At 73.1% G+C, this 12,320-nt stretch carries 10 protein-coding genes and 2 pseudogenes; 8 read left to right on the forward strand and 4 right to left on the reverse strand.

The genetic code is table 11. From position 1 onward, the window contains the following. Positions 1–141 precede the first annotated feature (141 nt). Positions 142–684, forward strand: a complete 543-nt coding sequence (locus tag V8690_RS02090) for a hypothetical protein (RefSeq protein ID WP_338775587.1) — start codon at positions 142–144, stop codon at positions 682–684. A gap of 89 nt (positions 685–773) precedes the next feature. On the opposite strand, the gene V8690_RS02095 is transcribed toward V8690_RS02090, so the two are convergent. Both V8690_RS02095 and V8690_RS02100 read right to left on the reverse strand, forming a co-directional pair. After that, positions 774–1,316 carry a PadR family transcriptional regulator gene (locus tag V8690_RS02095; protein WP_338775589.1) on the reverse strand — a complete coding sequence of 181 codons (543 nt, stop codon included), beginning with the start codon at positions 1,314–1,316 and terminating at the stop codon, positions 774–776. 28 nt (positions 1,317–1,344) lie between these two features. Further along, positions 1,345–3,360 carry an NADPH-dependent 2,4-dienoyl-CoA reductase gene (locus V8690_RS02100; protein ID WP_338775590.1) on the reverse strand — a complete coding sequence of 672 codons (2,016 nt, stop codon included), beginning with the start codon at positions 3,358–3,360 and terminating at the stop codon, positions 1,345–1,347. A 97-nt stretch (positions 3,361–3,457) separates the two neighbouring features. Between V8690_RS02100 and V8690_RS02105 the strand changes: the two genes are divergently transcribed. Beyond that, positions 3,458–4,627 carry a M20/M25/M40 family metallo-hydrolase gene (locus V8690_RS02105; protein WP_338775591.1) on the forward strand — a complete coding sequence of 390 codons (1,170 nt, stop codon included), beginning with the start codon at positions 3,458–3,460 and terminating at the stop codon, positions 4,625–4,627. Between the two features lie 28 nt (positions 4,628–4,655). Here the strand turns inward: V8690_RS02105 and V8690_RS02110 are convergent, their stop codons facing one another. Continuing rightward, positions 4,656–5,024: a hypothetical protein gene (locus V8690_RS02110; protein WP_338775592.1), complete on the reverse strand. Its 369-nt coding sequence runs from the start codon at positions 5,022–5,024 to the stop codon at positions 4,656–4,658. Between the two features lie 235 nt (positions 5,025–5,259). On the opposite strand from V8690_RS02110, the gene V8690_RS02115 reads away from it, so the two are divergent. Beyond that, on the forward strand, positions 5,260–7,338 hold the full coding sequence (locus tag V8690_RS02115) for a SpoIIE family protein phosphatase (RefSeq protein WP_338775593.1): 2,079 nt from the start codon (positions 5,260–5,262) through the stop codon (positions 7,336–7,338). A gap of 37 nt (positions 7,339–7,375) precedes the next feature. On the opposite strand, the gene V8690_RS02120 is transcribed toward V8690_RS02115, so the two are convergent. After that, complete coding sequence (locus V8690_RS02120; RefSeq protein WP_338775594.1) at positions 7,376–8,170, reverse strand: putative protein N(5)-glutamine methyltransferase; 795 nt, start codon at positions 8,168–8,170, stop codon at positions 7,376–7,378. A 187-nt stretch (positions 8,171–8,357) separates the two neighbouring features. On the opposite strand from V8690_RS02120, the pseudogene V8690_RS02125 reads away from it, so the two are divergent. From V8690_RS02125 to V8690_RS02145, 5 genes and pseudogenes are all read left to right on the forward strand, one after another. After that, positions 8,358–8,543, forward strand: a pseudogene (locus tag V8690_RS02125) (oxidoreductase); the annotation flags it as partial. 275 nt (positions 8,544–8,818) lie between these two features. Next, entirely contained in the window at positions 8,819–9,403 is a 585-nt protein-coding gene (locus tag V8690_RS02130; RefSeq protein WP_338775595.1) for a hypothetical protein, read from the forward strand. 225 nt (positions 9,404–9,628) lie between these two features. Then, positions 9,629–10,597 (forward strand): acetylxylan esterase, encoded by a 969-nt coding sequence (locus V8690_RS02135; protein ID WP_338775596.1) that lies wholly within the window; start codon positions 9,629–9,631, stop codon positions 10,595–10,597. Between the two features lie 131 nt (positions 10,598–10,728). Further along, the gene (locus V8690_RS02140; protein ID WP_338775597.1) at positions 10,729–11,892 is read left to right on the forward strand and encodes a serine hydrolase domain-containing protein; all 1,164 of its coding nucleotides are present in this window, start codon (positions 10,729–10,731) and stop codon (positions 11,890–11,892) included. A gap of 48 nt (positions 11,893–11,940) precedes the next feature. After that, positions 11,941–12,174, forward strand: a pseudogene (locus tag V8690_RS02145) (GntR family transcriptional regulator); the annotation flags it as partial. Positions 12,175–12,320 lie beyond the last annotated feature (146 nt).

Here is a 12,320-nt window from a genome sequence, read left to right on the forward strand (position 1 = left end):
GAACCCGTCACCTGCACGGGGGCACCCGGGGTGCGGCCGGGGCCGGGGTCGCCTTGGCTGACTCTGAGGCAGCACGGGCGTTCCCCGACCTCGGCGGCGCAAGGGATGTACCGCCAACCGTGCCGCCGGAGGGCAGTCCATATGCGCAACTCATCGCCAGTTCTCCGCTCCGGCCTGACCGTGGCAGCCGCCGCCGCGCTGCCCCTCGCCCTGGCCGCGGTGCCCGCAGCCGCGGGCCCGGGCATCTCCGTGAGCACCACGGGTTCCACGGTGTCGGTCACGACCAGCGCGTGCACCCAGATCAACGGCAGCTGGGGCACCGCCTCGCTCCTCACCAGCAGTCAGGGCAGCTTCGCACAAGGGCGTCAGGTGACCCTGTCGGGGACGTCGACCAGCCAGTCCGCTGCCTGGTCGAACGTCACCTCGGGGACGTACACCGTCATCGTCATCTGCTCGGACGGCACCACCGCGGGCACGCAGTCCGTCGTCGTCTCCCCCGCCGCCTCTCCCACGAGGTCGCCGTCCCCCTCGGCCTCACCGTCCCGCGGGGTCATGGGCGGGGTCGGCGGGAGCGCCACGGACTACGGCACCGTCACGCTGGTGGCGGGCGGCACGCTGGTCGGGACCGGCCTCCTCGCGACGGCCTGGTACCTGCGCCGGCGCAACAGGCCGTACCGGCTCTGATCCGGTACGCATGGCGGCCCGCCCTCCCGAAGCGCTCCGGTCGGGCGGGCCGCCGTCACGTCCCGGTCAGGCCGGGCGATCAACAGGCCCTAGCTGTCGGGGAGTTCGGCGAAGTCCGCCAGGGCGCGCCTGAGCCATTGGGTCCAGAACGTCTCCAGGTCGATGCCGGCCTGGAGCACCAGATGGCGCAGCCGGTCCTCGGTGCCGTCCCGGCCGGGCGGGAAGTCGCGCTTCTCGATCTCCTGGTACTCCGCCAGCTGCCGCTCGTGCAGCTCCAGGTGGCGTCGCAGATCGACCTCCAGACCCGCGGTGCCGACCACGGCCGCCGCCCTCAGCCGCAGCAGCAGCGCGTCGCGGTGCGGCTTGGGGTCCTGGGAAGCGGCCGTCCAGCGGGCCAGTTCGGCGCGGCCCGCCGGAAGGACTTCGTAGTTCTTCTTCTGCCCGCGCGTCGGCTGCTCGGCGGGCAGCGCCCGGATCAGTCCGTCGGTCTCCAGCTTTCCCAGCTCGCGATAGATCTGCTGGTGCGTCGCGGACCAGAAGTACCCGATCGACCGGTCGAACCGGCGGGTCAGCTCCAGCCCGGACGACGGCTTCTCGAGCAGGGCGGTGAGGATCGCGTGCGGGAGTGACATGGCCTCATCCTAGGGACGCGTTACCGCACTACAGGGCGGCCGCCAGCTCGGTGCCCTGCTTGATGGCCCGCTTGGCGTCCAGTTCCGCGGCCACGTCGGCGCCGCCGATGAGGTGCGCGCTGCGCCCGGCCGCGATCAGTTCCTCGTACAGACCGCGGCGCGGCTCCTGGCCGGTGCACAGCACGATCGTGTCGACCTCCAGCACGGTGCTCTCACCGTCGATCGTGACGTGCAGCCCGGCGTCGTCGATCCGGTCGTAACGGACGCCCGGGACCATGGTGACGCCGCGGTGCTTGAGTTCGGTGCGGTGGATCCAGCCGGTGGTCTTGCCGAGGCCGACGCCGACCTTGGAGGTCTTGCGCTGGAGCAGGTGGACGGTGCGCGGCGGGGCGGGCCGCTCGGGCGCGGCGAGGCCGCCGGGCGCGCGGTAGTCCAGGTCGACGCCCCACTGGCGGAAATACGTCTGCGGGTTCTCGTGCGCCTTGTCGCCGCTGTCCGTGAGGTACTCGGCGACGTCGAAGCCGATGCCGCCCGCGCCGAGGACCGCGACCCGGTCGCCGACGGGGGCGCCGTCGCGCAGGACGTCGAGGTAGCCGAGGACGCTCGGGTGGTCGACGCCGGGGATGTCGGGGGTGCGCGGGGTGACGCCGGTGGCGACGACGACCTCGTCGAAGTCGTCGACGTCCCCGGCCGTGACGGGGGTGTCCAGCCGTACGTCGACGCCGTGCCAGTCGAGCTGGGTGCGGAAGTAGCGGAGCGTCTCGTCGAACTCCTGCTTGCCGGGGACCTTGCGGGCGACGTTGAGCTGGCCGCCGATCTCGCTCGCCGCGTCGAACAGCGTCACCTCGTGCCCGCGTTCGGCGGCGGAGACCGCACAGGCCAGCCCCGCCGGACCGGCGCCGATGACCGCGACGCGCTTGCGCAGCCGGGTCGGGGAGAGCGCGAGCTCGGTCTCGTGGCAGGCGCGCGGGTTGACCAGGCAGGAGGTGATCAGGCCGCTGAAGGTGTGGTCGAGGCAGGCCTGGTTGCAGCCGATGCAGGTATTGATCGCCTCGGGCAGGCCGGCGGCGGCCTTGATGACGAAATCAGGGTCGGCGAGCATCGGGCGGGCCATCGACACCATGTCGGCCACGCCTTCGGCGAGCAACTCCTCGGCGAGTTCGGGGGTGTTGATGCGGTTGGTGGTGACGAGCGGGACGGACACCTCGCCCATGAGCCGCTTGGTCACCCACGTGTACGCGCCGCGCGGCACGGAGGTCGCGATGGTGGGGATGCGGGCCTCGTGCCAGCCGATGCCGGTGTTGATGATGGTGGCGCCGGCGGTCTCGACGGCCTTGGCGAGGGTGATCACCTCGTCGAGTGTCGAGCCGCCCGGGACGAGGTCGAGCATGGACAGCCGGTAGACGACGATGAAGTCCTCGCCGACCGCCTCGCGCACTCGCCGCACGATCTCCAGGGGGAAGCGCGTGCGGTTCTCGTACGAGCCGCCCCAGCGGTCGGTGCGGTGGTTGGTCTGCCGGGCGATGAACTCGTTGATGAGGTAGCCCTCGGAGCCCATGATCTCGACGCCGTCGTAGCCCGCGTGCCGGGCCAGGCGGGCGGCGCGGGCGTAGTCCTCGATCGTCCGCTCGATGTCGGCGTCGGTGAGCTCGCGGGGCGGGTAGGGGCTGATCGGCGCCTGGAGCGGGCTGGGCGCGACCAGGTCCCGGTGGTAGGCGTACCGGCCGAAGTGCAGGATCTGCAGGGCGATCCGCCCGCCCTCGCGGTGCACGGCGTCGGTGATGACCCGGTGCTGCCCGGCCTCCGCCTCGGTGGTGAGCTTCGCTCCGCCCTCGTACGGGCGTCCCTCGTCGTTGGGCGCGATGCCGCCGGTGACGATCAGGCCCACTCCCCCCCGGGCGCGGGCGGCGTAGAAGGCGGCCATGCGGGCGAAACCGCCCTCGGCCTCCTCCAGACCGACGTGCATGGAGCCCATGAGGACCCGGTTGGGCAGGGTCGTGAAGCCCAGGTCGAGGGGGGTCAGCAGGTGCGGGTAACGGCTCATCGGGCCCTCCGTGCGCGGTGTCGTGTCTGTAGTTGTAGAGGACCGCCGACCGTTTATGCAACTAGTTGCACAAGGTGATGGAGGGCACAGTGGGTCCATGACCAGGGATCTTGGCCTTTCCTCTTCCGTGGTGGAGCTCGCCGGCGAGCTCATCCGCCGCCCGAGCCGCGCCGGCGTCGACGACCACGAGCCCGTCCTGGCCGTCCTGGAGGACTGGCTCGCCGGCCGGGGCCTGCCGCACCGGCGTCTCCACGACGACGCCCGCCGCCCGGTCGCGCTGCTGGTGGAAATCGCGGGCGGCCGGCCCGGGCCCTGGTGGGCGCTGGACGCCTGTGTGGACACCGCGCCGTACGGCGACGAGTCGGCCTGGTCCTTCCCGCCCGACGCCGGGGACGTCGTCGACGGCCGGCTGCGGGGCAGGGGCGCGGCCGACTCGAAACTCGCCGCGGCCCTGTTCTGCCACATCGCGGCCGAGCTGCACGGCCGGGCCGGTCAGCTGCACGGCGGGCTCGCGGTGCTGCTGGACGCCGACGAGCACACGGGCGGCTTCGGGGGTGCCCGGGCGTATCTCGCCGACCCGGCGGCGGCACGCCCGGCCGGGGTGATGATCGGCTACCCGGGACTGGAGGAGGTCGTGGTCGGCGGGCGTGGACTGTGGCGGGCCAGGATCGCCGTGCACGCGACCTCAGGGCACTCCGGGTCGAGCCGGGCGACGGTCGGTGCGGTGTCGCGCGCGGCGCTTCTCGTACGGCTGCTTGACGAGGCCCCGCTGCCCGGCGCGAGAGGCAAGTTCCCGCTGCCGCCGAAGTTGACGGTGACCTTCTGCCACGGCGGCGAGGGCTTCTCCGTCGTCCCGGACCTGTGCGAGGTCGGCGTCGACATTCGCACGACACCCGGCTTCGGTGCCCGAGCTGCCGAGGCCATGGTCCGGGCGGCGGTGAGCGAGCTGGACGAGCGGTCGCCCGCTCCGCGGCCGACCGAGGTCAGGGCGGTCGCGGCCTGGCCGCCGTACCGGCTGGCCGAGGACGAGCAGCCCGCCGCCGCGCTCCTGGGCGCCGCGGCGGGCGAGGGACTGCGGGTGCGGGCCAAGACGGCGGGCCCGTCGAACATCGGCAATCTGCTGGCGGCCGAGGGCATCCCGGCCACGGCCGGCTTCGGGCTTCCGTACGAGGGACTCCACGGCGTGGACGAACGCGTGCACCTCGCGGACCTGCCCGTGGTGCACGCCGTCTACCGGCGGGCCGTCCTAGGCCTGCTGGACGCGTGAAAGCGGTCACCGGCTCGTGGGGGGGCGGTCACCGGCTTTCGAGGCGCACGTGCAGTTCCGTTTCCTGGTCGCCGGAGACCGCGCTCAGGTCCCGCACGGCGAACAGCGAGTCCAGCCTCATGCGGAACTGCTCGATCGCCCAGTAACCGCCGTGCAGGTCGGCGTCGACGGAGGACGACAGCCGGGCCGGTCGCGCGCCCTCGTGCGTGTCGGCGACGTCGAACGTGCCGAGCCACACGGTCGGACGGGTCTCGTGCAGGTCCTCGGGTACGTCCTCGGCGCACCGGTCGGACTCGAAGCAGGCGCACAGCGTGTCGAACACGATCCGGGCGTCCTGCTTGCTGCACCCGCTGATCTCCACCGAGACGGAGTGGGGATGCGGCTGCTCAGGGTCCATCGTGATCGCTCCTCTCGTGGCGTATCCGCCCCTACCCCAGCAAAGCACCACCTTCTGCCGGGCACTACCGGCGGTGCCCCTGCCGTGATGACGAGTTTGCGGAGCGGTCCGCTCCGTGTTGGGAGATGGTGGAAGGTGACGTGCGGGGCCTCGGAATCGACGGCCTCGCGCGGTAGAAGATGGGGTGTCGGCACCGTGACGGTGTGCCGCGAGATCGGCGAAGGCGGGGCGTGGGATGAGTGCAGCCGGGTCTCCCATGGCCGGGGGCGACGAGCCGCCGCGTGCGCCGGCTCGTCCGAGCGGGCTGCTCGACGTCCTGCGCGTGGCCTCGGTGGTGCTGGACGCCGAGGGCCGCATCGTGCTGTGGAGCCCCCAGGCCGAGGAGCTGTTCGGCTACGAGGCGCGGGAGGCGCTGGGGCAGTACGCCGCCCGGATCATGGTCCACGAGCAGCACCTCGACCTCGTGGTCAAGCTGTTCGCGGACGTCATGGGCACCGGCCAGAGCTGGGCCGGGGCCTTCCCCGTCCGCCGCAAGGACGGCACCACGCGCCTCGTGGAGTTCCGCAACATGCGGCTGCTGGACGACCAGGGGGACGTCTACGCGCTCGGTCTGTGCGCCGACCAGTCGACCGTGCACCGGCTGGAGCGCGAGGTGGCGCTGTCGACGCGGATGATCGCCCAGTCGCCGATCGGTCTGGCCGTGCTGGACACCGATCTGCGGTACGTCTCGGTCAACCCGGCGCTGGAGGAGCTCAACGGCGTGCCGGCCGAGGAGCATCTGGGCCGGACGGTCCGCGAGGTGGTGCCGCGGATGGACGTCGACGCCCTGGAGGCCGCGGCGCGCCGGGTGCTGGACTCCGGACAGCCGGTCGTCGACCAGTCCACGATCGGGCGCACCCCGGCCGACCCGCACCGGGACCACGCCTGGTCGATCTCGCTGTACCGGCTGGAGAACGCCTTCGGGACCGTCCTGGGCGTGGCCGTCTCGATCGTCGACGTCACCGAGCAGTACCGCGCGGGCATCGAGGCCGAGGCCGCGCGGCGCCGCCTGGCCCTGATCGCCGACGCCTCCGGCCGCATCGGCACCTCGCTGGACCTGGACCGCACGGCCCGTGAGCTCGCCGACGTGGCGGTGCCGGAACTGGCCGACATCGCGGCCGTCGACCTGCTGGACGCGGTGGTGCAGGGCCGGCGCACCAGCCTCGGACCTGCCGAGGCGGCCGTGATCCGCGCACTGGCGGTCCAGGGGTACGACTCCGCCGAGGCGCTGGAGGCGGCCGACCCACCCGGGCAGGTGGCCCGGTACGCGCCCGACCGGCTCGTCACCGAGTGCGTGCGCACGGCCGGTGCCGTGATGCTGCCGGAGGTCAAGGACGAGGACCTGCCGCGCATCGCCCGGTCCCCGGAGGCGGCCGAGTTGCTGGGCCGGGCCGGGGTGCACTCGTATCTGGCGGTGCCGTTGATCGCGCGCGGCGAGGTGCTGGGCGCCCTCGACCTGAAGCGCACCCGCAATCCGCTGCCCTTCACCGAGGACGACCTGCTGCTGGCCCGCGAACTGGCCGCACGGGCCGCCGTGCAGATCGACAACGCCCGCTGGTACCAGAGCGCCCGCGACACCGCGCTCACCCTCCAGCGCAGCCTGCTGCCCAGCCATCCGCCCGTGACGGGCGGGCTGGAGGTCGCCTCCCGCTACCAGCCGGCCGGGGCCACGAGCGAGGTGGGCGGCGACTGGTTCGACGTGATCGGTCTGGAGGGCGGCAAGACCGCGCTCGTCGTGGGTGACGTGATGGGCAGCGGCATCCCCGCGGCGGCGACCATGGGGCGGCTGCGTACGGCGACCAATACGCTGGCCTCCCTCGACCTCGATCCGGCCCTGCTCCTGGAACACCTCGACAAGATCACCGCAGGGCTGGAGCAGGCCATCGCCACCTGCGTCTACGCCGTCCACGACCCGCGTCTGCGCCAGTGCCGGATCGCCAACGCCGGGCATCTGCCGCCGGTGCGCGTCCGGGCCGGCCGGCCTCCCGAGCTGCTCGACCTGCCGACCGGGGTGCCGCTCGGCGTCGGCGGTGTCGCCTTCTCCACGACGACCGTCGACCTGGAGCCGGGAGACCGGCTGGTGTTCTACACCGACGGTCTCGTCGAGACCCGGCGCGACTCGCTCGACGATCGGCTCGACACGCTGCTGTCCCTGCTCGAAGGGCCCGACCGCCCGCTGGAGGAGCTCTGCGACCTGCTGCTGCGCACCCTGCACGAGCCGGACAACTTCGACGACGTGGCACTGCTCATCGCGCGGGCGACGGCACCCGACTGAGCGAGTGCCACCGGCGTTCGGCTGCGCGCCCGGGCCGTTACGGTGCGACGCCGATCACGACATGGGCGTACAGCTCCTCCGAGACGGCCAGGTGTGCCGTCAGGCCGCTGCGTTCGAAGGCGTCGAGGGCGGTCGGTGCCTGGTGGCGGCTGGTCTCCACCAGGACGCAGCCGCCGGGCGCGAGCCAGCGGGGCGCCTCGGCCGCGACCCGGCGCAGGACGTCGAGGCCGTCCGCGCCGCCGTCGAGGGCGGCCAGCGGTTCGTGGGCGCGGGCCTCCAGCGGCAGCAGGCCGATCTCGTCGCTCGGTACGTACGGCACGTTGGCCGCGAGGATGCCGACACGGCCCCGCAGGTCGCCGGGCAGCGCCTCGAACAGGTCGCCCTGGTGGACATGACCGCCGGCGGCGGCGACGTTGCCGCGGGCGCAGCGCACCGCGGCGGGGTCGATGTCGGCGGCGTGCAGTTCGACGCGGCCGAGTCCGGCGGCCAGCGCCGCGCCGACGGCGCCCGAGCCGCAGCACAGGTCCACGACGACACCGGCGCCGGGCGCCCGGGCCAGGGCCTGCTCGACCAGGAATTCGGTGCGGCGGCGCGGCACGAAGACGCCCGGGCCGACGGTGATGCGCAGGCCCCGGAACTCGGCCCAGCCGACGACGAGTTCGAGGGGCAGGCCCGCGACGCGGCGTTCGACCATGGCGGCGGCTTCGGCCGGGGTACGGGCGGTGGCGAGGATCAACTCGGCCTCGTCCTCGGCGAAGACGCAGCCCGCGGTGCGCAGGGCGGCGACGACGGAGTCACGGGAGGACGGTGGAACGGGAGACACGGAGGGCATGGAAGCCAGGAGCCTTTCGAGATTCGAAGGGCACTCCTGCGGTCGCCTACGGCCGGCGATCCGCGCGACATCGAGGAGAGAGCACCCGGGCTGACACAGCGGAAATGGGTCTCACCTCCTCGGTTCGGCGACGGCTGGGTCCGTCCACAGCCGGCGGCAACACTACCCGACGGGCCAACCGGTACGCGCGCCGGAGGGTGTGCCGGTGGGACGTATGGCGGCCGCACATGTGGCGCCGCTCCTGGCCGACCAACCTTCCGGTGGGTGAGAGGCCTATGTGTGCGGCTCCAACTCCTCCGCCGAGCACGCCTCCCGGCTGCTCGTGACGGCCGGTCAGCCGGTGGAACGCATCCGCATCGAGCGGTTCGGCTGACCTCGACGCGCCCCCTCCTCTGGTGGTGTCACAGGGGTGGCGTGTGGCTCGCCACAGGGGCGCGCCCGGTGTTTCGCCGCGGCCGGCCCGGGCACTCCGGCCGGAGGGCTCCGGCACGCGGCAACCCGGGCCGTGCCGAGCGATCGATGTGTGCCGGAGGGGGTACCCGACCCGTGTGGGAACTCGCACGCGTGACGTGACGTGGAGGGAGCGACGGCGCCGCCACCGCACGGCCGGTCCGGCCCTCCGGCCGCGGTGACGGCGAGGAGGTCGACATGCGAACCCGGGTGCGCGGCTGGCGTTGGCGGCACAGTCCGCTGCGGCGCCGGTCGGATGTCGTCGAGGCGTGGACGCTGCTGCTGGTCGTCGTCCTGATCGTCGTGGGCGCGCCCCTGGTGGGGGCGGCCGCCGCCCGATGGGCCCATGGCGAGGCGCGGTCGGTCTCGGCGGAGCAACAGGCCGAGCGTCATCGCGTCCGCGCCGAGGTCGTCGGCGGGGAGGGCGAGTCGCTGCCGTCGGTGCAGTCCGGCGGGCAGCACGCGTACCGGGCCACCGTGCGCTGGACCGAGCCGGGCGAGGGCACGCGCACCGCGACGGCACGGGTCCCCGGGGACACCCGGCCCGGTGAGGTCGTGGACGTGTGGTTCGACTCCCGGGGGCGGAGCGTGCCCCCGCCGGTGGACGACACCGGGGTCTGGCAGCACACCCTCACCATCGGCACGTGTGCCGCGGGTGGTGTGGTGCTCGTGGTGCTCCTCGGCCACTCCGTCGTGCGGCGGATCGCCCTGCGCCGCCGGCTGGCCGAGTGGGAGCGGGAGTGGGCCCGTACGGAGCCGGAATGGACACATCGCGACGCGTGACGCGGCCGATGCCCGGCAGGTGACCCGACCACCCACGCCTGACAATCCACCCGCCGCGCTGCCCCACGCCCACACCCCCACACTCCTGACCAGCACTTCACCACCGGGAACACGCACCGCCCCGGAATCGTGCCGCGGTAAGGACCTGGCGAGTCCTCCGACCACTCACGTAGTGTGATCATCCGCACTGTCTCCGCATCCGTTCCTCACCCAAGGCGGTCCTACATGGCCCTGTTCGACCTTCCTCTCGACGAACTCCGCGAGTACCGCAGCGCGTCCACCGAGCCCGAGGACTTCGACGCGTTCTGGTCCAAGACGCTCCAGGAGGCGCGTGAGCACGACCTGGCCGCCCGCTTCGAGCCGGTCGACACGGGACTGTCCACTGTGCAGGTCTTCGACGTGACCTTCGCCGGGTTCGGCGGTCATCCGGTCAAGGGCTGGCTGACGCTGCCGGCGGGGGCGGACGGCCCGCTGCCGCTGGTCGTGGAGTTCATCGGCTACGGCGGAGGACGCGGGCTGCCGCACGAGCATCTGCTGTGGGCGTCCACGGGCCGGGCGCACTTCGTGATGGACACCCGCGGACAGGGCAGCGCCTGGGGCGCGGGCGGCGGCACGGCGGACCCGGTGGGCGGCGCCCCCGCGTACCCCGGCTTCATGACGCGCGGTATCGACGCGCCGGAGAACTACTACTACCGCCGGGTCTTCACGGATGCCGTGCGTGCCGTGGAGGCGGCCCGCTCGCACCCGCTCACCGACCCGACGCGTACGGTCGCTGTCGGTGGCAGCCAGGGCGGCGGCATCACGATCGCGGTGGGCGGCCTGATACCGGACCTGGCCGGCATCGCGCCGGACGTGCCGTTCCTGTGCGACTACCCGCGCGCGGCGACGCTCACGGACCGCCACCCGTACCGGGAGATCGGCCTGTACCTCAAGACACACCGCGGCCGTACCGAGCAGGCGCTGCGCACGCTCTCCTATTTCGACGGCGTCCACTTCGCCACCCGGGGCGGGGCTCCCGCACTCTTCTCAGCCGCCCTGGAGGACCAGACCTGCCCGCCCTCGACCGTCTTCGCGGCCTTCAACGCCTGGAGCCACGAGGACAAGACGATCGAGGTGTACGACTTCAACGACCACGAGGGCGGCGGCCCCTTCCAGGAGGCGGCCAAGCTGCGCTGGATGCGCTCGTACATCTGATCCCGCCGCTGACCGGCGACTGATCCGGCCGTTTCACCGGCGCGACCTTCCACCAGGTCCGACCAGTCGGTACGTTCTTCGCGCCCGGGCCGCTCCTCGGCGGCCCGGCCCGGCGAAGTGGTGGAGGGGCCATGTCCGAGAACGAGGCACAGGTGCACGGTCGCTGCGACGCGCGTTTCACGGCGGTACGCAGGGCGTTCGAGGAGAACGTCCGGGAACGGGGCGAACTGGGTGCCGCGGTGGCCGTCACCGTCGGCGGCACAACGGTGGTGGACCTGTGGGGCGGCTGGGCCGACGCGGCACACACCCGGCCGTGGGAACAGGACACGCTGGTCAACGTGTGGTCCACGACCAAGGGACCGGTTGCACTGTGCGCGCACATCCTGGCCGACCGGGGGCTGCTGGACCTCGACGCGCCGGTGGCCGTGTACTGGCCGGAGTTCGCCGCGGCGGGCAAGGAGAAGGTCCTCGTACGGCACCTGCTGTCCCACCGCGCCGGTCTGGCCGGACTGCGCGAACCGCACTCGCTGGAGCAGCTCTGCGACTGGGAGCTGACCACACAGCGGCTCGCGGCGACGCAGCCCTGGTGGGAACCGGGAACCACGTCCGGCTATCACGCGCTGACCTACGGCCATCTGGTCGGCGAGGTCGTGCGGCGGGTGTCGGGGCTGATGCCGGGGGCCTTCCTGGAGCGGGAGGTGACCGGGCCGCTGGGCATCGACTTCCGCATCGGCCTGCCGGAGAAGGATTACGGGCGGGTGGCCGAGCTGGACCAGCCGGCGGTCGCGGCGAGCAGTGAACAGGCCGCCGTCTTCGCCCAGTTGGCGCCCGCGGCGATCGCCGCGCTGACCAACCCCCCGGTGTCCGCCGCCGCGGCCGCCACGCCCGGGTGGCGCGCCGCCGAGATACCCGCGGCGAACGGGCACGGCACCGCGCGTGCGGTCGCCGAGCTCTACGGCGTCTTCGCGGGGCGCGGCTCGTTCGGAGGCCACCGCGTCCTGTCCCCCGAGGCGGCCGAGCGGGTGCGCGAGGGACAGGGCAGTTGCCGGGATCTGGTGCTCGGCGCCGGGTTGGGCGAGACCGAGGCGGGACTGGGGCTGTGGCTCAGCGGCCCCAACGGCTCCTACGGACCCAACCCGCGTGCTTTCGGTCATGACGGCTTCGGCGGCTCCTGCGGGCTCGCCGATCCGGAGGCGGAGGTGTCGATGGGGTACGTGATGAACCGTATGGGGCCGCATGTCGCGGACGACCCGCGGAAGATGGCGCTGATCGACGCCCTGTACAGCGCGCTCTGACGGCCGACGCGCGGGCGGGCCGGTTTCTGCCGATCCACCCGACCGCCCCGCTACCACCGCCGCGCCGACGGCACCGCCGCCGCGCGCCTGCGGCGAGCCTGCGACTGGATGCGCCGGGCCGGTCTGACGCCGCACCACCGCGACGCCATCACCCGCCCCGCGAGCACGCCGTCGGTGCGGGCCACCCGGCGAGTGCACGGCCAGTGCGCGCCTCCGCTGGAGATCACCGACCTCGTGGTAGACCCCCAACGGGACGCGCTGGTCCACCAGTTCACCCTGCCGGGCCGGACGCCGACGCCCGCCACCGCCGGGGCGTCACACCGGACGCGGCCTTGGAGTGGCTGGGGTCGGAGAAACCCGAGGTTCGGACGATTACCGGGGGGAGGCCGACCGGCCTTCCGAGGTCTTCGCCGGCAGGACGGTCGGGC

It is taken from the genome of Streptomyces sp. DG1A-41 (genome assembly GCF_037055355.1).
Taxonomy (GTDB): Bacteria; Actinomycetota; Actinomycetes; order Streptomycetales; family Streptomycetaceae; genus Streptomyces.

What these genes read in the sequence shown, in the direction of transcription:
- V8690_RS02090 (WP_338775587.1), top strand. Translation starts at nt 142, where the DNA reads ATGCGCAACTCATCGCCAGTTCTCCGCTCCGGCCTGACCGTGGCAGCC.
- V8690_RS02095 (WP_338775589.1), bottom strand. Translation starts at nt 1,316, where the DNA reads ATGTCACTCCCGCACGCGATCCTCACCGCCCTGCTCGAGAAGCCGTCG.
- V8690_RS02100 (WP_338775590.1), bottom strand. Translation starts at nt 3,360, where the DNA reads ATGAGCCGTTACCCGCACCTGCTGACCCCCCTCGACCTGGGCTTCACG.
- V8690_RS02105 (WP_338775591.1), top strand. Translation starts at nt 3,458, where the DNA reads ATGACCAGGGATCTTGGCCTTTCCTCTTCCGTGGTGGAGCTCGCCGGC.
- V8690_RS02110 (WP_338775592.1), bottom strand. Translation starts at nt 5,024, where the DNA reads ATGGACCCTGAGCAGCCGCATCCCCACTCCGTCTCGGTGGAGATCAGC.
- V8690_RS02115 (WP_338775593.1), top strand. Translation starts at nt 5,260, where the DNA reads ATGAGTGCAGCCGGGTCTCCCATGGCCGGGGGCGACGAGCCGCCGCGT.
- V8690_RS02120 (WP_338775594.1), bottom strand. Translation starts at nt 8,170, where the DNA reads ATGCCCTCCGTGTCTCCCGTTCCACCGTCCTCCCGTGACTCCGTCGTC.
- V8690_RS02130 (WP_338775595.1), top strand. Translation starts at nt 8,819, where the DNA reads ATGCGAACCCGGGTGCGCGGCTGGCGTTGGCGGCACAGTCCGCTGCGG.
- V8690_RS02135 (WP_338775596.1), top strand. Translation starts at nt 9,629, where the DNA reads ATGGCCCTGTTCGACCTTCCTCTCGACGAACTCCGCGAGTACCGCAGC.
- V8690_RS02140 (WP_338775597.1), top strand. Translation starts at nt 10,729, where the DNA reads ATGTCCGAGAACGAGGCACAGGTGCACGGTCGCTGCGACGCGCGTTTC.